Below are 25,669 nucleotides of genomic sequence, written 5' to 3'. Positions count from 1 at the left end.
TTTTAGTTAATAAAAAAGCCCGTATTTCTACGAGCTATAACTATTTGTTATGACCTAACCCACTAGTGTCGGGTCGTATATAAGTGCCATATTTTTTGGTTTTTCTGGCATTCTTGTTTTCCGTATCCGTATATTCACAACATGGGCGTCATCGTAGTAGTTTAATTTCAGGCAGAGTGATGTCCACGGAGAAAGAAGTGGTGGATTTTGCGACAGTTTATCTGAAAGGAACCAACCAAGGATGCTATACAGATGAAAAAGGTATATATCATTTGAAAACTACAGCCGGTGAATATACACTCGTCGTTTCGGCTATCGGTTATCAAACGGTAGAAAAGAAAGTTAAATTAGCCAAGGGAGAAAGAATAAAAGTAAACGTCACTATCGCGCCGGCGGTAAAAGAACTGGGAGAGGTGCTGGTCACGACATCCGGAGTCAGTCGTGTGAATCAGTCTGCTTTTAATGCGGTAGCCATTGATGCGAAGAAATTGCATAACAGTACGCAGACTTTGGCGGGTGCACTGACTAAAGTGCCTGGTGTAAAACTCCGCGAATCAGGTGGAGTGGGATCGGATATGCAATTGTATATCGATGGCTTTAGCGGGAAACATGTGAAAATCTTCATTGACGGCATACCACAGGAGGGAGCCGGTGCCGCATTCGATTTGAACAATGTTCCTATTAATTTTGCCGACCGTATAGAAGTCTATAAAGGAGTGGTTCCTGTAGGATTCGGAACCGATGCTATTGGGGGAGTGGTTAATATTGTCACCAACAAGCAACCCGGAAAGTGGTTTATGGACGCTTCCTATTCTTACGGGTCATTTAATACTCATAAATCATACGTGCGCTTCGGACAAACGTTCAAAAATGGTTTCATGTATGAGGTCAATGCTTTTCAAAATTTCTCGGATAATGATTATTATGTGGACACTTATGTACGCGAATTTGAGATTAAAGAAGATGGAAGCGTACGTTTTCCGCCACTTGACAAAAATAAGATTTATCATCTGAAACGTTTTAATGACCAGTATCATAATGAAGCCGTGATTGGAAAAATCGGCTTGGTAGGAAAGAAATGGGCAGACCGTTTGGCGTTGAGTTTCAATTATTCCCATTTCTATAAAGAGATACAAACAGGCGTTTATCAAGATGTCGTGTTCGGTGAAAAATTCCGCAAAGGACATTCGTTGGTCCCTTCTTTAGAATATTACAAAAAGAACTTACTGGTGAAAAACCTGGATCTGCTGTTGACTGCCAATTATAATCATAATATCACCAATAATGTCGATACCGCTTCGCGGGCTTACAACTGGCGTGGAGATTTTTATGAAAAAGGCAGCCGGGGAGAACAGTCTTACCAGAACAGTGAATCTAAAAATAGAAACTGGAATGGGACGCTGAAGATGAATTATCATATCGGACAGGCACATACGTTTACTTTCAGTCATGTAATCAGTGATTTTGAACGTACGAGCCGCTCTACCATTGGTGCTTCTTCCAAATTCACGGACTTTTCTATTCCTAAAATCACCCGTAAAAACGTCAGCGGGCTTTCTTACCGTCTGATGCCGTCGGACAGATGGAATGTGTCGGCATTTGCCAAATATTATCGGCAATACAACAAGGGACCGGTATCGCAGAATACGGATGGAATAGGCAATTATATCAATCTGTCCAATACGGCAAGCGCTCTTGGATATGGAGCGGCAGGTACCTATTTTATATGGAAAGATCTTCAGGTGAAACTTTCGTACGAAAAGGCTTTCCGCCTGCCGACCACGGACGAACTCTTTGGAGATGAAGACCTTGAAGCTGGTAAAATGAATCTGAAACCGGAGAAAAGTGATAATGTCAATTTGAGTTTCAGCTATAATCATCAGTTTGGCAAGCATGGATTGTATGCCGAGGCCGGTTTGATATATCGGGATACGAAAGATTACATAAAAAGAGGACTGGACGTATTGGGAGGAACAAGCTACGGATATTATGAGAACCACGGTCACGTAAGGACCAAAGGGTATAATTTGTCATTGCTTTATAGCTTCTCGCATTGGTTTGATATAGGAGGAACATTTAATAGCATCGATACTCGTGATTACGAAAAGTTTCTGGCGGGTTCCTCTTTGCAAGAAAGCATGCACTATAAAGTGCGTATGCCGAATCTGCCCTATCGTTATGCTAATATCAATGCAAATTTTTATTGGAATGACCTGTTTGTCAAAGGAAATGTATTGAGCATCGGCTATGATAGCTACTGGCAGCACGATTTTCCTCTTTACTGGGAGAATCTCGGAGATAAAGATTCAAAGAATATGGTGCCGGAACAGTTTTCTCATAATCTGTCTTTGTCCTACACCATGAAGAATGGACGTTATAATGTATCATTTGAATGTCGGAATTTCACCGATGCCCAACTGTTTGACAATTTTAGCCTGCAAAAAGCGGGGCGCGCATTCTATGGAAAGTTCAGAGTATTTTTCGGTAAATAATAAGAGTAAGTTTTTAGTATCAATCAATAATGAAGAATATATGAGGAAGTTTTTATTACAGGCTTTTGCCGTAGCTTTTTGCTTGAGTAGCGGTGTGTTTGTGGCATCTTGCGACGATGATAATCATCCGGTGGATAACCCGCCAATTGATGGAGAAACGACTTATGTGGTGGCTGCCACAACCGGTGAAGCAAGTTATTTGGTAGTAGCCAATTCTTTGGATGAAGGAACAGTGTCGACCCAAGGGAATGGAACCGAAGTGATTGGCGGTACCTATTGGGTATATAAAGGATTGGATTATGTGTTTGCTTTAGTTTATAATAAAGGTGGCGCAGGTACAGGAGCTTCCTATTATCTGGGGGCAGATGGTAAAATGAAAGAAAAGTACACATACACTTATAATCGTATCACGTCTTATGGAACCTGGAGGGATAAAGTGGTGACTGTTTCCACCGGGGACTCGAAAATAACAGATGAGGATCAGAATGTGGCTCAAGCATTGTTGTTCAACTATTTGGATGCGACCGATGGCAGTCAGGAAGAGGGTACCTTGCTTGCCGAAAATTACTTGGGTAATGGTGAAAAAGTTTCATGGGCAGGTCTGGTTGAAGCTAACAATAAGATTTATACATCTGTCATCCTAATGGGAATGAGTAAGTACGGTATTAAAAAATGGCCGGAAGCTGTGACAGATCAGGAACTTGTGACTAAGACTGACGGTGGTAGCGGCAGCGGTGCATATACAGCCGGTGTCATTCCTTCTACACAATACCCGGATAATGCTTATGTGGCAATTTATAGTGGCACGAACTTCAATGAGACTCCGGTGATTGCCAAGACTGATAAAATAGGCTATGCATGCGGTCGTATGCGTTCACAATATTATCAGACTATTTGGGCCGCTGATAATGGTGACGTCTATGTGTTCTCTCCCGGATATGGACGTACGGCAGTTTCATCTTCAGATTTGAAGAAGGTAACAGGACAGAAGCCTTCGGGTGCAATGCGTATCAAAGCAGGCGCAACAGATTTCGATCCGGATTACTATGTGAACTTTGAAGAGATAGGCACTAAACATCCTATTTTCCGTTGCTGGCACATCTCTGAAGATTACTTCCTGCTTCAATTGTATAAAAATGGAGCGGAAGATATGATTAATGGTGGTACAAGTGCAGATGTTAGCGAATTAGCTGTTTTCAAGGCGGAAGATCAGACGATTATGCCTGTTACAGGTCTGCCGGCTGACGGAAAGTTTGGTGGCGAGCCTTATGGAGAAAAAGGGTATGCTTATATGGCTGTCACTGTGACTACGGGCGAGAAACCGGCCTTCTATAAAATAGACGCAAAAACAGGCAAGGCAGTCAAAGGTTTAACGGTAGAGGCTGACGCTATCACTACGGTAGGTAAGATGGAATATCTTTCAAAATAATACAGTCGGTTAAATAGAGAATCTTTTGTAGATAAAAGCCTGCCGAGCGGAAAGCTTTGCAGGCTTTTTCAAGAAATAGTAATGAAAACATGAAAAAAATATTCAGAAAGATACATTTGTGGCTTTCCGTCCCTTTCGGACTGATAATAACTCTTGTCTGCTTCTCCGGTGCCATGCTGGTATTTGAAAATGAGGCGAATGAGTGGTTTCGACGCGACCTTTACTACGTAGAAACGGTAAAGGGGTCTCCTCTTCCTATGGATAAGTTGCTTGAAAAAGTGGCGACGACATTGCCTGACAGTGTAGCGGTGACCGGTGTCAGCATATCTTCTGATCCCGGACGTGCGTATCAGGTTAGTCTTTCCAAACCACGTCGTGCATCTTTGTATGTAGACCAGTATACGGGCGAAGTAAAAGGAAAAAGCGAGCGTAGCGGCTTTTTTATGTTTATGTTCCGAATGCATCGCTGGCTTCTGGATAGTATGAATCCGGGAAATGAAGGAATCTTTTGGGGCAAAATGATTGTAGGTGTCAGTACGCTTTTACTTGTTTTTGTACTGATTTCGGGAATTGTCATTTGGTGGCCGCGTACACGTAAAGCATTGAAGAATAGCCTGAAAATAACAGCAACAAAAGGTTGGAGAAGGTTTTGGTATGACTTGCATGTGGCAGGTGGAATGTATGCTCTGATCTTTCTACTGGCTATGGCACTGACGGGGTTGACCTGGTCTTTTCCGTGGTATCGGACGGCTTTCTATAAGGTCTTCGGGGTAGAAGTACAGCAACGTGCCGCCCAAGGACATGAACAGAAAAGTGATGCTCAAAAGAGAAATACCAAACTGGCAGCCCATCGGGAAAAGAAAAGAGAAGGAAATGAGGTTCGAAAGGGTGAAAGAAGCAGACGTCCGGAAAACAATCATAGTGATATGTACTCGGTAACTTCACCATTCGTTTATTGGCAAGAGATTTATGATAAACTAAGACGTCAGAATCCGGAGTATAAGCAAATCAGTATTTCTTCTGGTACGGCAAGCGTGTCTTTCAACCGTTTCGGTAATCAGCGGGCATCTGACCGTTATTCTTTCAATACGGATAATGGTGAATTTACAGAAACAAGTCTTTATCAACATCAAGACAAGTCGGGAAAGATTCGTGGTTGGATTTATTCTGTGCATGTTGGTAACTGGGGAGGAATGTTTACTCGCATACTTACCTTTATTGCTGCCTTATTGGGGTCTGCACTACCACTGACTGGATATTATTTATGGATAAAAAGACTCATAAAGGTACGGAAATGAATGAAATTTTTTCCTACTATAAAGTTGAAAAACATAAAAACATCTGCCACCTGCAACGAAAAGCGTGTAATACACTAGTTAATAGATAGTTGTAACGTTGCAGATACCTGTGGCAGATAGGTTGCAGATAAAGTATCTGCAACACGTTATATAATCAAAGAAAAAGCCTTGATCCCTTTGTGCAAAGCTATGGGATAATTGGGGGACCCTATGGAGAAATTGTGGTGTCTCTACGGGGAAACGACAGTATCCTTACGTAGAAACTGTAGTGTCCCGCCTTAGAAACTCTCGTTTCCTGCCGTGGAAACTGTAATTTCTAATGCCGGAAACGACAGTTCCCCGCCTGGAAACGGGAAGTTAATGTATACAATAAACTTTTGCACCCATGGAGAATTGGCTTTGCAAGGCTTATACTGTGTGGCAGATACTTTGATCTGCAACCTATCTGCAACAGTATCCGCAACGTTACAACTATCTATTAACTAGTGTATTACACGCGTTTGGTTGCAGGTGGCAGATGTTTTCATGTTTTTTCAACTTTATAGTAGGAGGATTACGCATCAAAATTAGGGTCGCAACCGTAAGTCATAAAACAAATTCACCTCTGTGTCCTCCGTGTCCTCTGTGGTGAAAAGAAGCATTGAATAAATGAAAGAAGAGCGGTGAATGATAAGGAAATCTCCCGTTCATCCACCGCTCTTTATCTTATATACTGATATAAGCTGAACTCCTAAAAATAAAAAGATTAGATTGAAAGCTCTTTCAATACAGTGACAAGATCTCTCTTGATTGGTTTGTCATTCTTAATAGCCTTGCTGAACGGTACGTAAACGATTTCATCATGTTCGATTCCGATCATTACGTTACGTTGATCTTCCATAATAGCATCGATAGCAGCAGCACCGAGGCGGCTTGCCAGGATACGGTCGTGGGCAGTTGGGCTACCACCACGTTGCAGGTGACCTAAAATCGTCACACGTACATCATATTGCGGATATTCGTTTTTCACACGTTCGGCATAATGCATGGCTCCTCCTGTCAGTTCGCTTTCGGCTACCAATACAATGCTACTGTTTTTTGATTTGCGGAATCCGTTTTTGATAAACTCTTCCAGTTGGTCGACTTCCGTACTGAATTCCGGAATAATGGCAGCTTCCGCACCCGAAGCGATAGCTCCGTTCAACGCAAGGAAACCGGCATCACGTCCCATAACTTCAACGAAGAACAAACGTTCATGTGAAGTGGCTGTGTCGCGAATCTTATCTACGGCATCCAATATGGTATTCAATGCAGTATCATATCCGATGGTCGTATCTGTACCATAAAGGTCGTTGTCAATAGTTCCCGGCAGTCCGATACATGGAACATCAAATTCCTGTGCAAAGATACGCGCACCTGTCAGTGAGCCGTCTCCACCAATGATAACCAAAGCATCGATGCCTTCTTTTTTCATGTTGTCATAAGCCAACTGACGACCTTCCGGAGTCGTGAACTCTTTACAACGTGCCGTTTTCAGGATAGTACCACCCAACTGGATGATGTTACTCACATTCTGACTCTTGAATTCTTTGATTTCACCTGTAACCAGACCTTTATATCCTCTGTATATACCTTTAACTTGCAATCCATTGTAGATGGCTGCACGTGTCACTGCACGTATAGCAGCGTTCATTCCCGGAGCATCACCTCCGGAGGTCAAAATTCCGATACACTTAACTGTTCCCATATAACAATCTCTCATTAATTAGTTTGACGCGGCAAATGTACAACAAAAAGTTGAAAGCAGTGGTTATGAAGTTTTTTTTCGTAAGAAGAAAACATTAAAAATGTTCAAATGACCTTTTTTCGCTTTCCTTTTATTCGTTCATGTTACTTTGCCGTTTCCTTATGTTGCTTTGCTATTATTCTTTGTCAGAATAAAGCTGTTATTCTTTGATGAGCGTCCGAATGTGATTGTAAATCTTCTCCATCAACCATTTAGGAGTAGAAGTCGCACCACATACGCCAATTGAATTTACGTTTTGAAGGAGAGAAGGATCTATTTCTTTCTCGTTATCTATCAAATGTGAATTGGTGTTCACCTTCAAACACTCCTCGAACAGCATTTTTCCGTTTGAACTCTTTTTGCCGCTGACGAAAAATATCAAATCGTGTGTAGCCGCAAATTCCCGAAGCTTAGGCATCCGGTTGGCAACCTGACGACAGATAGTATCATAATATTCGAAAGTCGCCTCCGGTGAAATATGTTGCTTGAAGTATTCCACAATTTCCTGAAACTCGTCCAGTGACTTGGTAGTCTGTGAGAAAAGACGGATGCTTTTGTTTAAATCCAACTTTTTGGCTTCTTCTGCCTTTTCGATGACAATTGCTTTTCCATCTGTTTGACCCACCAATCCCAGCACTTCAGCATGACCGCTTTTGCCGTATATGACAATTTGTTTTTCTTTGTCACTGTCTGCCAGATACCCTTGTCTGATACGTTTTTGCAAACGTAATACTACCGGACAGGTCGCATCGATAATTTCTATATTATTTTCACGGGCAATCATGTAAGTTTCCGGTGGCTCTCCGTGTGCGCGAAGCAATACTTTGGCATTCTTCAGTTGTTTGAATTCTTCCCGGTTGATCGTGATTAATCCCATCGTTTTAAGCCTTTCCACTTCCCGGCTATTGTGTACAATATCTCCGAGACAATAGAGAGTCTCTCCCTTTGCCAACTCCTCTTCTGCCTTATGAATGGCTGTCACCACACCAAAGCAGAAGCCGGAATCTTCGTCTATCTCTACCTTGATCATAAAGCAAATTATTTACTTACCTTATTAAATTGTCCGAAAAGCCATTCCTTTTGCTCTTCAATCGATAAGTGGGTGTTATCCAGAAGCAGAGCATCTTCAGCTTTGCGAAGTGGACTTACTTCCCGGTTCTGGTCGATATAATCCCGTTGTTTCACGTTTTCCAGAATTTCGTCGAAGCTGGCTTCCTGTCCTTTTGCTTTCAGCTCGTCATAACGGCGTTGAGCACGGATTTCGGGAGTGGCGGTTACAAATATTTTCAGTTCCGCATCCGGGAAAACGGTAGTTCCTATATCCCGGCCATCCATGACGATGCCCTTTTCCTTTCCCATTGCTTGTTGCTGCGCCACCATTTCTTCACGTACGAAGTCAAGCGTACTGATAGGGCTCACTTTGGAAGAAACCTCCATTGAACGGATTTTATTCTCCACATTCACGCCGTTCAGATACGTGTCGGGACGTCCGGTTTCTTTATTCAGCTGGAAAGATATACGAATGTTCTTGATTTCTTTTTTCAGTTTCTCCGTATCGATCACGTCTCCATTGAAAATCCCGTTCTCTATACTATATAAAGTGACCGCACGATACATGGCTCCACTGTCAATGTAAATGTAACCCACTTCGCGGGCAAGATCTTTGGCCATTGTACTTTTTCCACAAGAGGAAAAGCCATCGATTGCAATTGTTATCTTTTTCATATTCAGTTCATCTGATTTGTTCGCCAAAGATACGGTAAATTTGAAAATCAACCATAAGTTTGCCGTTAAAAGGAGCAAGACAAGTACGAAAGAATTAAAAAAGTTAAAAAGCCGGATAAAAAGAGGCAAAGAGGGGAACGAATACATGAAAATGTACTATATTTGCCCGGAGACACATGAAAGGACACTTTTTTTAATCATTATATTAATAAATTTATGGAAGTAAAAAAATCACCCAAGGCAGACCTGGAAGGCAAGAAGTCTACATGGTTGCTCGTTGGTTACGTGGTAGTTCTAGCTTTCATGTTCGTGGCGTTCGAATGGACCCAGCGTGACGTGAAGATAGATACAAGCCAGGCAGTAGCCGATGTCGTGTTTGAAGAGGAAATTATTCCTATTACCGAAACCCCTGAACAAGCAGCTCCACCACCACCTGAAGCTCCAAAGGTAGCAGAATTGCTGGAGATTGTGGATGATAAAGCTGATATTGAGGAAACAACAACTATTATCAATGAAGATAATCAAGCTCGTGTAGAAGTAAAATATGTGCCTGTACAAGTGGTTGAAGAAGAACCGGAAGAACAGACTATTTTCGAGGTTGTAGAAAATATGCCGGACTTCCCGGGCGGACAAGCAGCTTTGATGCAGTATCTGGCAAAAAATATTAAATATCCGACTATCGCACAGGAAAACGGAACTCAAGGACGTGTTATCGTACAGTTCGTTGTTAACAGAGACGGTAGTATCGTAGATGCGAAGGTTGTACGTAGCGTCGACCCGTATCTGGATAAAGAAGCCCTCCGTGTGATTAATACCATGCCGAAGTGGAAACCAGGTATGCAGCGCGGAAAACCGGTACGTGTTAAATTTACAGTTCCTGTGATGTTTAGATTGCAGTAATTTGTAACACTATAAATGGAGAGGCTGCTTTCGGCAGCCTCTTTTTATTCATTAATTTTTTTATTCATCATGTTTACAGCTTCTCAATTACTCGATAAGATAAATAATCATATTTCTGAAATCCAGTTTACCCGGACGCCGAAAGGACTTTATGAACCGATTGAATATATCCTTTCTCTGGGTGGGAAGCGGATACGTCCTGTATTAATGTTGATGGGATATAACTTGTATCGGGAGGATGTTGCGTCTATATACGATCCTGCCACTGCGATTGAAGTTTACCACAATCACACCTTGTTGCATGATGATTTGATGGATCGTTCGGATGTGCGCAGAGGGAAACCTACCGTGCACAAGGTCTGGAATGATAATACTGCTGTACTTTCGGGAGATGCTATGTTGATTCTGGCATTTCGGTATATGACGGGTTGTCCACCGGAACACCTGAAAGAAGTGATGGATTTATTCAGTTTGACTACACTCGAAATCTGTGAAGGACAGCAACTGGATATGGAATTTGAATCTCGCTGTGACGTTACAGAAGACGAATACATTGAAATGATTCGTTTGAAAACAGCCGTGTTGCTTGCGGGTAGTCTTAAAATAGGTGCAATTCTGGCAGGAGCGACTGCTGAAGATGCAGAAAATCTATATAATTTTGGAATGCATATTGGAGTAGCATTCCAGTTACAGGATGATTTGTTGGATGTATATGGTGATCCGGAAGTGTTCGGGAAGAAGATAGGTGGAGACATCCTCTGCAATAAAAAAACATATATGCTTATCAAAGCACTGAACCGTGCGGATGAAAAGCAGCATGCTGAATTGAATCGTTGGTTGAATGCGGAGGCTTTTCAACCTTCTGAAAAAATCGAAGCGGTAACTGAAATCTATAATCAGTTGAATATCCGCAATATTTGTGAAAGCAAAATGCGTGAATATTATACGTTCGCTATGGAAAGTCTAGCGGCGGTAGCTGTTGCGGAAGACAGAAAAAAAGAACTGAAGAATCTGGTGAAATTATTAATGTATCGTGAAATGTAGTTAAGTATCGGAGATATGCCTTATAGACGACTACCAAATACAGATCAAGCAAGAGTTCGGGCGCTGAAAGCGGCTGTCGAAAAGGGAGAGATGTATAATGTGCGTGACTTGGCTATTACATTGAAGACATTATTTGAAGCGCGTAACTTTTTGCATCGGTTTGAGGCAGCGCAAATTTATTATACCCAGTGCTACGATAATCAGTCGCGTGCCAGCCGTAAACACCAGATGAATGTGAAGACTGCCCGGCTGTATATCTCTCATTTTATTCAGGTGCTCAATTTGGCAGTGCTTCGTGATGAAATCAAGGTGGCACATAAAGAGTTATATGGCTTGCCTGCTTCCAATACCGTACCGGACCTGTTGAGTGAAGCCTCTCTGGTAGAGTGGGGGAAGAAAATAATCGAAGGCGAACAATTAAGGACCACTCAAGGTGGCATACCTATTTATAATCCGACTATTGCACGCGTAAAAGTGCATTATGATATTTTTCTGGAAAGCTATGAACGGCAGAAGAACTATCAGGCATTAACCAATCGTAGTCTTGATGAACTGGCGTCTATGCGTGACCGTGCCGATGAATTGATTTTGGATATCTGGAATCAGGTAGAAGCCAAATACCAGGATGTCACTCCCAATGATACCCGATTAGAAAAATGCCGCGACTATGGACTGATATATTATTATCGCTCCAGCGAAAAAATAAAAGAAGAAAAAGAAATATCATGTTGATCGATACTCATTCTCATCTTTTTGTTGAAGAATTTACCGAAGACCTGCCATTGGTGATGGAACGTGCGCAGAAAGCGGGAGTTTCCTATATTTTTATGCCCAATATAGACAGTACGACCATTGATGCTATGTTGTCGGTTTGTAGGGATTATCCGGGATTTTGCTATCCGATGATCGGACTGCACCCTACTTCTGTCAATGAATCGTATGAACAGGAATTAGCGATTGTTCACAAATACTTGTCGACTTCCCGTGAGTTTGTGGCTATCGGAGAAATAGGTCTTGATCTTTATTGGGACAAGACTTTTCTGAAAGAGCAAATCTTGGTTTTTGAAAAGCAAATAGAATGGGCGCTGGAATATGGTCTTCCCATTGTAATCCATTCAAGAGAAGCGTTTGAATATATATATAAGGTAATGGAACCCTATAAAAATACCCCATTAACCGGCATTTTTCATAGTTTTACCGGGACATCGGAAGAAGCGGCGAAATTGTTGGAATTTGAAGGATTTATGTTAGGTATCAATGGAGTTGTAACTTTCAAGAAATCGACTTTGCCGGAGGCATTGACGACTGTTCCTTTAGAGCGCATTGTGCTTGAAACCGATTCTCCCTATTTGGCTCCCGTGCCGAACAGGGGAAAGAGGAATGAAAGTGCCAATGTGAGAGACACACTCATGAAGGTGGCGGATATTTATCAGAGGGATCCGGAGTATGTGGCACAGGTCACTTCTGTGAATGCGTTAAAAGTGTTCGGAATCCGCAAATAAGGTTCGAAAGGTTTTAAATTATATTAATTTGCAGTATTTATTCAAGATAAAAGGGGGAGAATGCTTCTTGAAAAGAAAAAAAAGAATACATTTGTAGCTGAAAATGCTGAAAACACAGAGGGAGAGATGCTCGAGTGGTTGAAGAGGCACGCCTGGAAAGCGTGTATACGCCAAAAGCGTATCCGGGGTTCGAATCCCCGTCTCTCCGCAGAAATGAAAGAGAGATGAGAAGTAAATACAATAATAATAATCAATTAATTAATCTTAAAAATTAGACACACAATGAAAAAGTTATTTGCAATTGTTGCTGTGATTGGGGCCTTCACTTTTGGCTCAATTCAACTTGCTCAGGCTCAAGACGCTCCTGCAGCAGAACAAACTGAACAACAAGCTGCTCCTGCCGCTGAAGCTACTACAGCTGCTGCTCCTGCTGCAGAAGAGGGTGGTATTCACAAGGAAATCAAAGTTAAATTCATCGAAGGTACTGCATCTTTCATGAGTTTGGTAGCTATCGCTTTAGTGATCGGTTTGGCTTTCTGTATTGAACGTATCATTTATTTGAGTTTGGCTGAAATCAACACAAAAAAATTCATGGCATCTATCGAAGCTGCTTTGGAAAAAGGTGATGTTGAAGCTGCTAAAGACATTGCTCGTAACACCAGAGGCCCGGTTGCTTCTATCTACTACCAAGGTTTGATGAGAATCGATCAAGGTATTGACGTAGTTGAGAAGTCAGTTGTATCTTATGGTGGTGTACAGGCAGGTTACCTTGAAAAAGGATGTTCTTGGATCACACTGTTTATCGCAATGGCTCCGTCACTCGGATTCTTGGGTACTGTAATCGGTATGGTGCAGGCATTTGATAAAATCCAGCAGGTAGGTGATATCTCTCCGACGGTTGTTGCAGGTGGTATGAAAGTAGCCTTGATTACAACTATCTTCGGTTTGATTGTAGCATTGATCCTTCAGGTATTCTACAACTACGTACTTTCTAAAATTGAGGCTCTTACAAGTGAAATGGAAGATTCTTCTATCTCTTTGCTTGATATGGTAATCAAATATAACTTGAAATACAAAAAATAATCTAAAATGAGTAAGTTAACATATAGAATATCGTATTACGCACTGTATGCGATGTTTGCTATTATTCTGATCGTTATTGGCTTGTTCTTCTTAGGAGGAGATGCCTCGGGCGATGCCTTAATTCCGGGAGTAGATCCCGAAATGTGGCAACCGGCTCAAACAGACGCCTTACTCTATCTGATGTACGTTTTGTTTGGCTTAGCCATTGCAGCCACTGTTATTGCTGCTGTATTCCAATTTGGTGCAGCTTTGAAGGATAACCCGGCAAATGCCATCAAGTCTTTACTTGGTTTGGTTCTTTTAGCTGTTGTTCTTATTGTAGCTTGGGCAATGGGTGATGGTACACCAATGCAGATTCCTGGCTATAGTGGTACAGACAATGTTCCTTTTTGGCTGAAAGTAACTGATATGTTCCTTTATTCTATTTACATATTGTTGTTTGTGACAGTTGTTGCAATCATTGCGAGTGGTATAAAGAAAAAATTGTCGTAATCAATTGAGGATACTCGATTAAATAAGTTATTAAAATGGCAAAAGGAAAAAGAAAAGTTCCTGATATAAACTCAAGTTCTACGGCGGATATTGCTTTCTTGTTGCTGATCTTCTTCTTGATTACAACATCAATGGATACGGACCGTGGTTTGGCAAGACTTTTGCCTCCACCACCCGAAGATGAAAAGAATGAGAATACCGATAAAATTAAAGAACGTAACATCCTGCAGGTTTATCTGAATAAAGATGATGCTTTGATGTGCGGGAATGATTATATTGGTGTTGATCAGTTGAGGCAGAAAGCCAAAGAGTTTATTGCTAACATCAATAACGCTGAGAATATGCCGGAAAAGACACAAAAAAATGTCGATTTCTTTGGTACTACTCTTGTTAATGATAAGCATGTAATTTCTTTGCAGAATGACCGCGGGTCTTCTTATCAGGCATATATAAGTGTGCAGAACGAATTGGTAGCTGCATACAATGAATTGAGAGATGAGTTAGCTCAAGAAAAGTTTGGGGTTACTTACGCTGAACTGAATGATGCACAGCAGAAAGCTGTTCGTGAAGTTTATCCGCAACGAATTTCTGAAGCAGAACCTAAAAAATACGGAGAAAAAAAGAAGTAAGTAATGGGAAAATTTAATAAGACTGGTAAACGTGAAATGCCGGCATTGAATACTTCTTCGTTGCCTGACCTTATCTTTACCTTGTTGTTCTTCTTTATGATTGTAACAACGATGCGTGAGGTAACATTAAAGGTGCAGTTTACACTTCCGCAAGGTACTGAACTCGAAAAACTGGAGAAGAAATCACTGGTAACATTCATTTATGTAGGGGAACCTACACAAGAATATCGCGCGAAAATGGGTACTGAAAGTCGTATTCAGTTGAATGACAGTTATGCTGAAGTGGGTGAAGTACAAGACTTCATTTTTCAGGAACGTGCGAGTATGAATGAAGGCGATGCTGCTAAGATGACTGTGTCTCTGAAAGTAGATCAGAAGACAAAGATGGGTATTGTTACTGATGTAAAAAATGCTCTTAGAAAATCTTATGCTTTGAAGATTAACTATTCGGCTACGAAACGTGGTGAGAAGTAATTAGTTAATTCAATATATATAAAAAGGGCGTTCAATTCAAATTGAACGCCCTTTTTATATATACGTAGCTGGAGTAAGGTTTTCCATTTGTGAAACTAATTTCGAGCTGCTACCTAATTTAATTAGTTGTCTTTTACTCCATATACTTCTTTATGTATTCTCTTTTTGATTGTTTCAAAATCCTTTTCACAATCCAATTCTCCGTGTACCATTAAATACATGGGCAGAAAATCATCTCCGGGCTTGTAAGGAGGTTGGCTATAGTCTTTTTCCCACAGCGTAAAGCCTTGACGTTGATAAAAGCTGATACGTCGTTTTGCCATTTCCTCTATCGGACGTTCTACTTCCAATACGATCGGGCGTTTCAAATAATTGCATAAGTATTCCAGCGTGCGTTTTCCATAGCCTCCATTTCGCAGGGCAGGATTGGTTGCAAAGTGTTCTACATAGTAGAAACTGTCAAAATCCCAATAGGTAATGAAGCCGACTGGCAGGTCATCATCAAAGATGATGTTATTATGAAAGTTGCCCGTACGATCAGTGTACTCGCGCAGTTGTTCCAACTGACGGTACTCTTCCGGTGGAAACGAATCAATTAGAAGCTCTTCCATGAATTTGTAATGTTGCAGATCCGACGTACTAATTGGTTGAAGTCTAATCATGAGGTTTGGGTTTTAAGTTTGACAATAATATAATTGTATTCCATTAAGGAACATAAAATTCAATCATTCGACGGATGGCACGTTGACAAACCGGACAAAACTCCGGATATTCGTTTGTTTTCATGCGACAGTCATAAGCCGGACGATAAATGCCTTTGGCAGAGTAGCCACCTCCTTCATATACTCCTACGGGATATTTCTTTTTTTCAGCAATGGGGGTCGGGATCGGGGTACCTGACGGAAGCATATCTTTCCATTTGGAAGCGAAGTTCACCCGTGTTGAAATATTTTGTTCCCACGGTTCGACATCCAGCGGATAAGTATCTGTCATCACATCATCATAGAAATATTCGTCGGCCAGTCCACCGAAACTGTGTCCGAACTCGTGCACGACTACCGGCTTGAACATCGGGTGATGGGCCGTGGTCAGCGTATACGAATTGTATATTCCTCCACCACCATATACATCCGTGTTAGCCAGGATAATGATATGTTCGTAGGGGATGCCTGCCAATGCATTATGGATAGACTTTACCCGGCTGGTAGTCAGATAACGATCTGAGTAAAAAGTATCGAAATGGGAGTGAACCGCCGTTTGTTTCCACTGATTTTCGCGGGGAATACTGACACCACTGTCCGTAGAAGGACTGGCTACGGCAACAATATTAAATTTACCCTTCATGGAGCGGAACGGCTCATACGAAAACAAACTTTCGCAGGTACGTTGGGCATCCTGGTAGAAAATATCCATTTCTTTTTCTGTGTATCCTTCTGCAAGGATGGCAACATCTATGCAGTCTTTTTCGTTACCACTTTGAAGCATATACCGATGCGGAGTGACATGTGATACCCCCCGTTTATGAATCAATATATCATCCGGACGCACGATATGTTTATAGGTAGCCAATCTTTTTTTTCGCGGAGAATATAAAGTGACTTCTACCTCCACAGGCTGTTTAGGATAAGGAAGAAGGAAAGTATTCTCAAATCCTTTGGCTGTTTCTTTAGCTTCGTCTGTGGACAGCCACTCTTGAAACAAAGAAGAGAATGACGTTTTGTAGATACACTGTTTGCTGGCAAGGTCTTTCACTATAATTTGTCCGTTGCCTTCCAATGGAAGTTCCGAAAGATGATGTTGACGTCCTGCCCAGGTAGGAAGTTGTGATAGCTCATCCAGATAAATAGCCTGTTGTGTAGCATCCCCGGTAAAGATATAATCCACTCGCAATGTTTTGTTCTGAAAATAATCAGCAAAATTCTGTGCATAACTTCCTATAGAAGTACAGAAACACAGAATAATACAGCAAATATGTTTCATATTAATGGTATATTTATGTTTTTCGCAAAGGTACGAACTATTGTTGACTTATCCGCTTTCTGCAAATAAAAGTAATAGATTATAGTATTTGTTGTCGAAAAATCGCTAACTTTGCATAAAAGATTCATTGATAAAAACAATTTGATTCAAAAATGGGACATCATCAATTAGATGCTTTAGATGAGCAAATTCTGAAACTGATTGCAGGGAATGCGCGTATTCCTTTTTTGGAAGTAGCACGAGCATGTAATGTTTCCGGCGCTGCAATCCATCAGCGTATTCAGAAGCTTACTAATTTAGGTATATTAAAAGGTTCGGAATATGTCATCGACCCCGAGAAAATCGGATATGAGACTTGCGCTTATATTGGTATATATCTGAAAGATCCCGAATCCTTTGATTCGGTAACAAAAGCTTTAGAAGCTATCCCCGAAGTGGTGGAATGTCATTTCACTACCGGAAAATACGATATGTTTATCAAAATTTACGCAAAGAATAACCATCACTTATTGAGTATTATTCACGATAAGTTACAACCATTGGGTTTGGCGCGTACCGAGACATTAATCTCCTTCCATGAAGCCATTAAGCGGCAGATGCCAATCATGGTCGACATAGAAGATGAAGATTAATCGTTATTTTCTCACGTAATCAACAAAAGCATAGGAGCAGAGATGTTTCTCATCCGCAGGATGAGCTTCTCTGCTTTTTTCTTGCCACATCTCTGGCGATACTTCCGGAAAATAGGCGTCGGCTTCGGGAGTCATATCATCTATTTCTGTCAGGCAAAGTTCGTCAGCAAAAGAAAGAGCCTGCTGATAAATACTTGCACCTCCTATAATATAAATGTGTTCCTCCTCTTTACAACTTTGCAAAGCTGCTTCGAGTGAAGGGAAAACTTCCGCACCGGGACATTCTGTAGCCGGGTTGGAAGATAAAACGATGTTTCTGCGATTGGGTAATGCGCCTTTCGGTAGTGACTCGAAAGTTTTGCGTCCCATCAGTATGGTGTTTCCGGTAGTTAATGCTTTGAAACGTTTCAAATCATTGGGTAACCAGAAAAGAAGTTTGTTCTCGAAGCCGATAGCCATACGGCGGTCTACGGCAGCAATGATAGATATTTTACTCATAAAGTTACACGGCTACTGCTCCCGCAATATGCGGATGCGGGTCATAGTTCACTAATTCAAAGTCCTCAAATTTGAAGTCGAAGATACTTTTCACATCCGGATTGATCTTCATTTGTGGCAATGGACGAGGTTCACGTGATAATTGGAGCTTCACTTGTTCCAAGTGGTTCAGGTAGATATGCGCATCACCGAAGGTATGAACAAAATCTCCGGCTTTCAGTCCCGTCACTTGTGCCATCATTTGCAGCAATAATGCGTATGATGCAATATTAAAAGGAACACCCAGAAAAATATCTGCACTGCGTTGATACAGTTGCAGGCTCAACCGTCCGTCTGCTACATAAAACTGAAAGAAAGCATGGCAGGGAGGCAAATTCATATTATTCAAATCTGCTACGTTCCAGGCGCTTACAATGATACGGCGTGAATCCGGATTATGTTTGATTGTTTCCACCACTTCACTGATCTGGTCGATAAATCCACCGTTATAGTCAGGCCATGAACGCCATTGATAACCATAAACATGTCCTAAGTCGCCGTTCTCATCCGCCCATTCGTTCCAGATGCGCACTCCATGTTCCTGAAGATATTTCACATTAGTATCACCTTGCAGAAACCAAAGTAATTCGTATATGATTGATTTCAGATGTAGTTTCTTGGTTGTCAGGCACGGGAAACCGTCATCAAGATTAAAACGCATTTGGTGACCGAAAACGCTGATGGTTCCGGTTCCGGTACGGTCACTTTTTTCTGTACCTTCGGTTAGTACACGATTGAGTAAATCCAGGTATTGTTTCATAATGAATAAGTTGTGGTGAAAATGATTCTCCGCACAAAATTACAAAAATGGAGTGAATAAATTAGCAAACCAGCCGACGAACTTCTTCCACGGGGAGCGCTTTTTCCAGAATTCAGGCGTTAGTTGCGTGCAATGCTCGATATCGTTCCGGAACATTGTATTTAATTCACCCGTTATTTGGGTATCAAAGATAAAGGCATTTGTTTCGTAATCATAGCGCAAGCTGCGGCTGTTCAGGTTGGCAGTGCCAACTGTACAGAACAAATCATCCACCATCATTATTTTAGAGTGGTGAAATCCACCGTTATACATATAGACAGTAGCTCCTCTTTTCATCAGTTTGTGCAACTTATAAAGTGCGGCATCCGGAGTAAACGGGATATCGGAGGCAGAAGAAACCATGATTGTAACATTTACGCCTCGGTCGATTGTCCGATTCAACGCCTTTTTGATAGAAGAAGTCGGTACAAAATAAGGATTGACGATATGAACATTCTTTTGGGCCGAATAGATGCTCATGGCATAAGCGTGGCTTAACATACGGCTATTCTTTTTCGGGGTACGGTCTACGATTGCTACCACAATATTCGTACTGTCCGTTTGTTCCTCATGTTGGGGGAAATAAGCGGCTCCACCTACATTCTGCTTGGTTTCCTTATTCCAGATCGTTAGGAATATCTCCTGCAGATCATTGACGGCATCCCCTTCAATGCGTGTGTGCATATCACGCCAGGTTCCGATTTTGGGTAGTCCGTTAATGTAGTAATCGGCGATATTCATACCACCGGTATAAGCCACTTTTCCATCGATGACAGCTATTTTCCGGTGATCGCGATGGGCGGCGTGATTGATATAAGGAAAAGTGAATGGATCGAACTTGACAATCTCGATTCCTTGTTCACGTATTTTCTTGAGATGTTTCTTTTTAAGTGGTTTGTTGTTCGACCAGTTTCCGAATGCATCGAACATAGCTCGTACTTCGACCCCTTCTTTCACTTTTTCGGCCAGCAGAGCAAATAAAGCATTGGCGATGGAGTCATTTCGGAAGTTGAAATATTCCAGATGGATGTGGTGTTTAGCTTCCCGGATGGCTTCAAACAAATCGATAAACTTCTCCCGTCCGCTTTTTAGCAGTTTTACCTTATTATTATCAGATATAGGGATTCCCGATTCTTGTAAATAGCGTAGCACAAGGGAATCGCTGGTTAATCCGATTGAGTCCCTGGGATGTATCATCAGACTGTCGATGATACCTGCCTGAACACTCAATATAGGCAGGAACAGAAATAAAATAAATATACGTAATTTCAAAACTCTTCTCACTCTTTTAGTTTACAGAAGAACAAAGATACGATATCTAAGTTTGGGCTCCTTTGCTAACAAGGGCAAATTTATCATTCTTTAACGAAATAACTTCTTTCTAGGAGTTAATTATGCCATCGAAGCAACCTTTCGTGTAGCCATGAATAATAGTACAACAGCTGCGATAATAATTGACTTCGGATCAAGGCTTGAAGTGCCATGATTAATCATACCGATAAATACTTCTCTTATGGTTCCCCAAGTTGCTTCCAATCCACCTAACCATACAAAAAGTGCGGCCGCCACAGTCATCACGAAAGCGCTCCAGATACGAGCCAGGCGATTACTACGATCGGGTAAGTGGTGCATGACACGGCGACTGAATCCGTTATCTGCTATTTCCTGCTTGTTTTCTGCGAAGAAATCGCGCAAGAGCTTATCATTGTCTATTTCTGTCATAACCGTTTTGTTTTAAATACGTTGCTAATTTTTCTTTCCCGCGTGACAGATGGCTTTTCACTGTCCCTGACGGTACTCCTACAATCCCTGCAATTTTGTCGATACTAATGTCCTCCATGTAGAACAACGTGATGCAGGTTCTTTCCACTTCTTTAAGCATTTTGAGCGACTGGTAGACATCCATTTTTTGCCCGATATTCTCCTGTTCGGTGCTGTTGATGGCGTCTATTTCTCTTGTATCCAAGTCGGCTGTCTCTTTCCGGCTGCGAATATAATCATAAAAAACATTATAAGCAATACGATACAGCCACGTAGAGAAACTTGACAAGTTCCGGAAAGAGGCAATGTTCGTATACGCTTTGATAAATGTATCTTGCGCAAGGTCGTCACTCAATTCGCTGTCGCCGCAAGTCAGGTTCAGGAAGAATCGTCGGATGGGCGACTGATACTCCTTCACCAACTGGTCAAAGGCCCTGGTGTTCTTGAACACCACGACCTGTGCGACTAACGATATATCATTGAGTTGGCTCATTTATTCTCGTCGTTCTTTTCTTCGTTTACTCCTTTGTCTTTCTCTTCGGATTCGGAAGGGATGATTTCGAAACTATCGGTTCTAACGTTATTCGGGTTCTTTTTTTCATCCTTATTACCCGTATGCATCCGGGTAGCATTTGTGTCTTGAGTCTGTTGTTTGCTACCGATAATCCATTGTCCGATACCCATGAATGTAACGAGTAAGCCGATAGCTCCAATTCCGAATTCGCCGGTGATTGCCCAGAGGAAGATGAAAAGACCGATACCCGTAAAGGTGTTCTTGATGCCTTGTGAACGCGAATCGACTGTTTTGTTTTCGCGGATAAACTCTGCCGGAAGCGGTTGGCCGGCAGCAAGTGCCTGTTCGGCAAGGCGATAACGTGCTTTCCGGTTTTTATAACGGAAGAAGAAGATTACAAATAGAATGAATACCGGAAATCCGAATACAGCAATGATTGCAATGATTGCTACCAGAATACCTCCGCCGGCACTAACATTGTGGAAGGGGAAATCGCTGTCATCCGAATCGAATGTGAAGCTGGCTTTGCCATGAGTGGTGCTAACATTACTTGAGTTTGCATTTACGTCTGCAGAATCAGCATCTGCTGTGTCTACACCAATCACTGTGACAGCAGTATTGTTCGTATTTGCTTTATTGTCTTTGGTCACAGTTACTTTTACTTTCCCGATGGAATCACGAACAACGGTGGTCTGGGCAACAGCCAGTGTGCAAGTGGTCAGTACAACCATCAATGCTAATAGAAAATTTTTCATATCAATAGTTTTTTAATTTATTTCTTTATCTGTTAGACGTAGTTAATATCATAGAAAGTTGCAAAGAGACGAAATATTTTTGATATTTGCGGAAATTAATAAACGAAAGATGGAATTACCTGCTTCTTTTATAGACTACACCCGCGCTCTATTGGGCGATGAAGAATACGACAAACTGGCTGTTGCCCTCCAACAGGAACCACCGGTTAGCATCCGGTTGAATCAATTGAAAATCAATCATTCTTTATCGGATAAAGTACCTTGGTCTTCCGAAGGATTCTATTTGGAGGAGCGTCTCACTTTCACGTTCGATCCCTTATTCCATGCAGGCTGTTATTATGTTCAGGAAGCTTCTTCCATGTTTGTGGAGCAGGTACTCCGGCAATATATCACGGGACCGGTGAAGATGTTGGATCTTTGTGCGGCTCCCGGTGGAAAATCGACTCATGCCCGTAGTGTACTTCCCGAAGGGAGCCTGTTGGTAGCCAATGAGGTAATCCGGAATCGTTCGCAGATTCTTGCTGAAAACCTGACGAAGTGGGGACATCCGGATGTGGTAGTGACCAATAATGATCCGGCAGATTTTTCGGCTTTACTCTCTTTCTTTGATGTGATTCTTACAGATGTTCCCTGTTCCGGTGAAGGTATGTTCCGTAAAGACCCGGTAGCTGTGGAAGAGTGGAGCCCCGAGAATGTGGAAATCTGTTGGCAGCGCCAGCGACGGATTATTGCAGATATCTGGGATGCGTTGAAGCCCGGAGGTATTCTTATATATAGTACGTGTACATTTAATACAAAAGAGGATGAAGAGAATGCACGTTGGATTCAACAAGAGTATGGGGGCGAACCATTAACTGTGCAGGTGCAGGAGAATTGGAATATAACAGGAGATCTTTTGTCAGATAAAGGGGATCATTCTAAATCTTCTATTCCCGTCTATCATTTTTTCCCTCATAAGACGAAAGGTGAAGGCTTTTTTCTGGTGGCTTTTCGTAAGCCGGAGACGGAAGAAGAGATCCCAGTATCTTCTTCCGCCAAAGAGAAAGCTTTCAAGAAGAAGGATAAGAAAGGAACAGCAGCATCTTCTCCTGTATCGAAAGAATATCTGAATATGGCTAAAAGTTGGTTGAATGATGAAAATTCGGACAAGTATATTTTATTGGCGGAAGGAACAAATATCCGAGCTTTCTCACAGTACTATACTAATGAATTGGCGACGATGAAACAAAGCCTGAAAATCGTGTCGGCAGGGATTGAAATAGGCGAAGTGAAAGGAAAGGATTTGATCCCTAACCATGCGTTGGCAATGTGTACCTCACTTTTATGCCGGGAAGCATTCGCTACGGAAGAAATAAGTTATGAACAGGCCATCACATATTTACGAAAAGAGGCCATTACCTTACCGGTAACAGCCCCTCGTGGATATGTTTTGCTTACTTATCGGCATATTCCTCTCGGATTTGTGAAGAACATCGGCAATCGTGCCAATAATCTTTATCCGCAAGAATGGCGCATTCGTAGTGGATACTTACCGGAAAATATACGCATCTTATCAGAATACGTTACTGATTAAGGCAGTATTCCCGCAGGTATTTCCTGTTGGGAAAGACTAAAGCTAAGCTGTCTGCCTTTTCCGATTTCTGTGCCTTCAGCTATTTCTTCCAGCGTGTAGGAAGGAGGAGGTGCAGGTGATGTCCGCGTTTCTCCAATGGGCGGAGTGTTCCAGTTCAGATTTAGGCTTTTATCCAACCGATGAAATAAGTACGAGTTTCCCCATATTATGAATTTATGATCGGAAACAGGTGTTGCCATATCTTCCGAAAAAGTGAGGGTTAGTGTCATTTTCTTATCGTCTCCTTCTTCTTTTTCCAGTTTGTAACTTCCTTGGGTTATTAATTCAAGTCCGGATGAAAAGGCGGTCTGTTCTCCTTGTTTGAAAAAATAAGCATCCCGTGCGTGGTTGTTAATCAGAAAAATGTCGGAAATACCGGGTAGAAGATTCGCATCTCCGTTGGGTAAGTTAGACAAGTAGCTGCGTAGCAACTCCATATTTTCGTAATTATCGACCACCTTGATTGGTAAAGTGCAGGTTTCTTGTGTGGCGTTGTCTGTTACTGTCAGATAAGTCGTTCCGGTGAGGATACCGGTTACATAAATCATACGTCCGGCAGGTACTCCACTCCAGCCAGTTTCAGTTCCGGCACTTGCGATGCGTGTGTCTTTCACTGCAAGTGAGTAGTCACCATTTCCGCTTTCCAGGCCGAGGTAACGTCTGCCACCCATAGGTACTTCGTATTCACTGTTGTAAAAACGCAGTGGATTGTCGTCATCATCTTTACAGCCACTTAGTAGCGTAAGGATGCAGCATAACATGAATAAATAGAAATGTTTAGGTCTCATAATTCAGATTTTATGTTCGTTGCAAATGTAATGTATTGTTTTGAAATATCCAGTCGGAATTTGAAGAAAAAGAGAGGAGATATATTTAGGCACGAATTACACGGATTAACACTGTTGCTTTATAGTTATGACAATACTAAAGACCGTGAATTCTGTGTAATCCGTGCCTAATTTATTATATAAACATACTTATATAACTTAAAAATAGAAATTAGTATGTTCAGCGTAACCCATACCTAAAGGGTTTTTATGTATTATTTATAGCTTGCTTTTGTAAATCCGTGCCATTGCCTTTTGGTACTGATTTTCCAATTGCAGATAATTTTGATGACTTTGATAGATCACCGATACTTCAACGAAGTACTCGATCATACTAATTTGTCCACCTGTCAAAGCTTGTTTCAGCAATGCCAAATCTTGTTGAGACTGGAAAGTCTTGCTATATTCTTCCATTGAAGCATGCAGCGTTTTCGCTTCCCGGTAAAGTTGTGCCAATTCAGATTCCACTTGCAGTGTAGCATTATCCTTTTGCAAGTCGATGTTGAGTGCCTGCGCTTTAGCAATTTTCACCTTATTCCGATTTTCGAAAAGCGGGAAGGAAAAGCCCACCACTACACCGTTGAAAGGCACACCAGTCTCTGTATTCCGACGGTAGCCGAGTTCTAGCTTTGGCAGCCATTGGGATTTATTGACAGCAATCTGTTTACGGGCAACGAGGCTCTCGTTGCCTAGTGCCATTAAGGTACGGTCTGTAGCCATGACTTCTGATTTCAACATTTGGTAATCGCTTGGGAACGGTATAGTCGGATATTGATTTTCTTCGAAAACCACTGGAATATTACCATTCAGCGTATTCAGTTCCTGCTGCTTATTGCGAAGTGCCGTTTCGTTCAGAGACGCTTCCGTTTTGACATTCAACAGTTCCAAGTTGATTTTATTGGTTTCGAGAGCATTTGCATCCCCTGTTTGGAGACGCTTGGCGTACATTTTAGCAAGTTCTTCCGCATTGCGGAGACGTTCCTCCAAAATATGCTTTTGCTGACGAAGCATGATAATGTCCAGGCAAAGTTCTTTTGCCTGTAACAGTTTCTCCTGACGAAAAACATCCGACTGACTGTCAAGAGTTCCGGCTTTCAGACGGTTTAACTTGTTACGTGTGGCGTATAAACTAGGGAAATCAAAGCTTTGTGAAACAACCAGCTCACCGATTGTTTCGCTTTTATCTTTTGCTCCCCATAGATGCGCGTAAGAGAGAGTAGGGTCAGGCAAGTTATTATCCGTTTTGGCTTCCAGCTTCTGCGAGGTAATCAGTTGCTCGTTTGCCTGCAACTCCTTATTGTTCGTTTCGATATTCTTCAATACCTGTTCAATTCCGTTTTGGGCTTGCACTTCACCTATGGTTAAGAAAAGAAGTGCAGCGCTTATGGTCATGATTTGTTTCATTTCTAATTTCTTTAT

At 41.8% G+C, this 25,669-nt stretch carries 26 protein-coding genes and 1 tRNA gene; 14 read left to right on the top strand and 13 right to left on the bottom strand.

Annotated elements, in window-relative coordinates; all coding sequences use genetic code 11:
* Window positions 1–83: 83 nt before the first annotated feature.
* From KQP79_RS08590 to KQP79_RS08580, 3 genes are all read left to right on the top strand, one after another.
* On the top strand, window positions 84–2,492 hold the full coding sequence (locus KQP79_RS08590; protein WP_373588438.1) for a TonB-dependent receptor: 2,409 nt from the start codon (window positions 84–86) through the stop codon (window positions 2,490–2,492).
* Between the two features lie 40 nt (window positions 2,493–2,532).
* Window positions 2,533–3,921 (top strand): DUF4374 domain-containing protein, encoded by a 1,389-nt coding sequence (locus KQP79_RS08585; RefSeq protein WP_022200164.1) that lies wholly within the window; start codon window positions 2,533–2,535, stop codon window positions 3,919–3,921.
* A gap of 89 nt (window positions 3,922–4,010) precedes the next feature.
* A complete protein-coding gene (locus tag KQP79_RS08580) occupies window positions 4,011–5,219 on the top strand; it encodes a PepSY-associated TM helix domain-containing protein (protein ID WP_008650288.1) in 1,209 nt (402 codons plus the stop codon).
* Window positions 5,220–5,964: 745 nt separating this feature from the next.
* On the opposite strand, the gene pfkA is transcribed toward KQP79_RS08580, so the two are convergent.
* From pfkA to cmk, 3 genes are all read right to left on the bottom strand, one after another.
* The gene (pfkA, locus tag KQP79_RS08575; RefSeq protein ID WP_004297914.1) at window positions 5,965–6,945 is read right to left on the bottom strand and encodes a 6-phosphofructokinase; all 981 of its coding nucleotides are present in this window, start codon (window positions 6,943–6,945) and stop codon (window positions 5,965–5,967) included.
* A gap of 199 nt (window positions 6,946–7,144) precedes the next feature.
* Window positions 7,145–8,014: a 4-hydroxy-3-methylbut-2-enyl diphosphate reductase gene (locus tag KQP79_RS08570; RefSeq protein WP_004312427.1), complete on the bottom strand. Its 870-nt coding sequence runs from the start codon at window positions 8,012–8,014 to the stop codon at window positions 7,145–7,147.
* Between the two features lie 8 nt (window positions 8,015–8,022).
* The gene (gene cmk / locus KQP79_RS08565; RefSeq protein WP_085931522.1) at window positions 8,023–8,709 is read right to left on the bottom strand and encodes a (d)CMP kinase; all 687 of its coding nucleotides are present in this window, start codon (window positions 8,707–8,709) and stop codon (window positions 8,023–8,025) included.
* A gap of 216 nt (window positions 8,710–8,925) precedes the next feature.
* Here cmk and KQP79_RS08560 point away from each other — a divergent pair, with 216 nt between their 5' ends.
* The 9 genes from KQP79_RS08560 to KQP79_RS08520 all read left to right on the top strand — a co-directional run bounded on the left by KQP79_RS08560 (window position 8,926) and on the right by KQP79_RS08520 (window position 14,833).
* Complete coding sequence (locus KQP79_RS08560) at window positions 8,926–9,609, top strand: energy transducer TonB (RefSeq protein WP_004306792.1); 684 nt, start codon at window positions 8,926–8,928, stop codon at window positions 9,607–9,609.
* A gap of 69 nt (window positions 9,610–9,678) precedes the next feature.
* The gene (locus KQP79_RS08555; protein ID WP_004306794.1) at window positions 9,679–10,653 is read left to right on the top strand and encodes a polyprenyl synthetase family protein; all 975 of its coding nucleotides are present in this window, start codon (window positions 9,679–9,681) and stop codon (window positions 10,651–10,653) included.
* 15 nt (window positions 10,654–10,668) lie between these two features.
* Window positions 10,669–11,385, top strand: coding sequence for a hypothetical protein (locus KQP79_RS08550; protein WP_004297925.1), 717 nt, complete (start codon window positions 10,669–10,671; stop codon window positions 11,383–11,385).
* Window positions 11,379–12,155: a TatD family hydrolase gene (locus KQP79_RS08545; protein ID WP_004312431.1), complete on the top strand. Its 777-nt coding sequence runs from the start codon at window positions 11,379–11,381 to the stop codon at window positions 12,153–12,155. Before KQP79_RS08550 ends, KQP79_RS08545 begins: the two co-directional genes overlap by 7 nt.
* Before the next feature lie 120 nt (window positions 12,156–12,275).
* Window positions 12,276–12,363: transfer RNA gene (locus KQP79_RS08540), tRNA-Ser, on the top strand.
* Between the two features lie 74 nt (window positions 12,364–12,437).
* Complete coding sequence (locus KQP79_RS08535) at window positions 12,438–13,238, top strand: MotA/TolQ/ExbB proton channel family protein (protein ID WP_004312432.1); 801 nt, start codon at window positions 12,438–12,440, stop codon at window positions 13,236–13,238.
* A gap of 6 nt (window positions 13,239–13,244) precedes the next feature.
* On the top strand, window positions 13,245–13,730 hold the full coding sequence (locus tag KQP79_RS08530; protein WP_004297929.1) for a hypothetical protein: 486 nt from the start codon (window positions 13,245–13,247) through the stop codon (window positions 13,728–13,730).
* Between the two features lie 35 nt (window positions 13,731–13,765).
* Window positions 13,766–14,359, top strand: coding sequence for an ExbD/TolR family protein (locus KQP79_RS08525; protein ID WP_004297930.1), 594 nt, complete (start codon window positions 13,766–13,768; stop codon window positions 14,357–14,359).
* Window positions 14,360–14,362: 3 nt separating this feature from the next.
* Window positions 14,363–14,833 carry an ExbD/TolR family protein gene (locus tag KQP79_RS08520; protein ID WP_004297931.1) on the top strand — a complete coding sequence of 157 codons (471 nt, stop codon included), beginning with the start codon at window positions 14,363–14,365 and terminating at the stop codon, window positions 14,831–14,833.
* A gap of 122 nt (window positions 14,834–14,955) precedes the next feature.
* Here the strand turns inward: KQP79_RS08520 and KQP79_RS08515 are convergent, their stop codons facing one another.
* Complete coding sequence (locus tag KQP79_RS08515; RefSeq protein ID WP_008650303.1) at window positions 14,956–15,495, bottom strand: GNAT family N-acetyltransferase; 540 nt, start codon at window positions 15,493–15,495, stop codon at window positions 14,956–14,958.
* 43 nt (window positions 15,496–15,538) lie between these two features.
* On the bottom strand, window positions 15,539–16,813 hold the full coding sequence (locus KQP79_RS08510) for an IgA Peptidase M64 (protein ID WP_061448604.1): 1,275 nt from the start codon (window positions 16,811–16,813) through the stop codon (window positions 15,539–15,541).
* 152 nt (window positions 16,814–16,965) lie between these two features.
* On the opposite strand from KQP79_RS08510, the gene KQP79_RS08505 reads away from it, so the two are divergent.
* Entirely contained in the window at window positions 16,966–17,445 is a 480-nt protein-coding gene (locus KQP79_RS08505; protein WP_004297952.1) for an Lrp/AsnC family transcriptional regulator, read from the top strand.
* Window positions 17,446–17,448: 3 nt separating this feature from the next.
* Here the strand turns inward: KQP79_RS08505 and KQP79_RS08500 are convergent, their stop codons facing one another.
* The 6 genes from KQP79_RS08500 to KQP79_RS08475 form a co-directional block, all read right to left on the bottom strand.
* The gene (locus tag KQP79_RS08500) at window positions 17,449–17,943 is read right to left on the bottom strand and encodes a dihydrofolate reductase (RefSeq protein ID WP_004311692.1); all 495 of its coding nucleotides are present in this window, start codon (window positions 17,941–17,943) and stop codon (window positions 17,449–17,451) included.
* 4 nt (window positions 17,944–17,947) lie between these two features.
* A complete protein-coding gene (locus KQP79_RS08495) occupies window positions 17,948–18,742 on the bottom strand; it encodes a thymidylate synthase (RefSeq protein WP_004311691.1) in 795 nt (264 codons plus the stop codon).
* A 39-nt stretch (window positions 18,743–18,781) separates the two neighbouring features.
* A complete protein-coding gene (gene cls / locus KQP79_RS08490; protein WP_061448606.1) occupies window positions 18,782–20,053 on the bottom strand; it encodes a cardiolipin synthase in 1,272 nt (423 codons plus the stop codon).
* A 120-nt stretch (window positions 20,054–20,173) separates the two neighbouring features.
* Window positions 20,174–20,503: a DUF5056 domain-containing protein gene (locus tag KQP79_RS08485; RefSeq protein ID WP_004297958.1), complete on the bottom strand. Its 330-nt coding sequence runs from the start codon at window positions 20,501–20,503 to the stop codon at window positions 20,174–20,176.
* Entirely contained in the window at window positions 20,484–21,035 is a 552-nt protein-coding gene (locus tag KQP79_RS08480) for an RNA polymerase sigma factor (protein WP_004297960.1), read from the bottom strand. Before KQP79_RS08480 ends, KQP79_RS08485 begins: the two co-directional genes overlap by 20 nt.
* Window positions 21,032–21,811 (bottom strand): DUF6249 domain-containing protein, encoded by a 780-nt coding sequence (locus tag KQP79_RS08475; protein WP_004297962.1) that lies wholly within the window; start codon window positions 21,809–21,811, stop codon window positions 21,032–21,034. The genes KQP79_RS08480 and KQP79_RS08475 overlap by 4 nt, the downstream gene beginning before the upstream one ends.
* A 109-nt stretch (window positions 21,812–21,920) precedes the next feature.
* On the opposite strand from KQP79_RS08475, the gene KQP79_RS08470 reads away from it, so the two are divergent.
* Complete coding sequence (locus KQP79_RS08470; protein ID WP_004321816.1) at window positions 21,921–23,384, top strand: methyltransferase RsmF C-terminal domain-like protein; 1,464 nt, start codon at window positions 21,921–21,923, stop codon at window positions 23,382–23,384.
* On the opposite strand, the gene KQP79_RS08465 is transcribed toward KQP79_RS08470, so the two are convergent.
* The gene (locus KQP79_RS08465) at window positions 23,381–24,211 is read right to left on the bottom strand and encodes a hypothetical protein (protein WP_004321813.1); all 831 of its coding nucleotides are present in this window, start codon (window positions 24,209–24,211) and stop codon (window positions 23,381–23,383) included. The two genes, KQP79_RS08470 and KQP79_RS08465, sit on opposite strands and share 4 nt — an antisense overlap.
* A gap of 258 nt (window positions 24,212–24,469) precedes the next feature.
* The gene (locus KQP79_RS08460) at window positions 24,470–25,654 is read right to left on the bottom strand and encodes a TolC family protein (protein ID WP_061448607.1); all 1,185 of its coding nucleotides are present in this window, start codon (window positions 25,652–25,654) and stop codon (window positions 24,470–24,472) included.
* Window positions 25,655–25,669: the final 15 nt, after the last annotated feature.

Origin of the sequence: Bacteroides sp. DH3716P (genome assembly GCF_025914115.1) — a bacterium.
Lineage (GTDB): Bacteria > Bacteroidota > Bacteroidia > Bacteroidales > Bacteroidaceae > Bacteroides > Bacteroides ovatus.
Note: the sequence above shows the minus strand (reverse complement) of the source record. Positions and strands in the feature narration are given on the sequence as shown.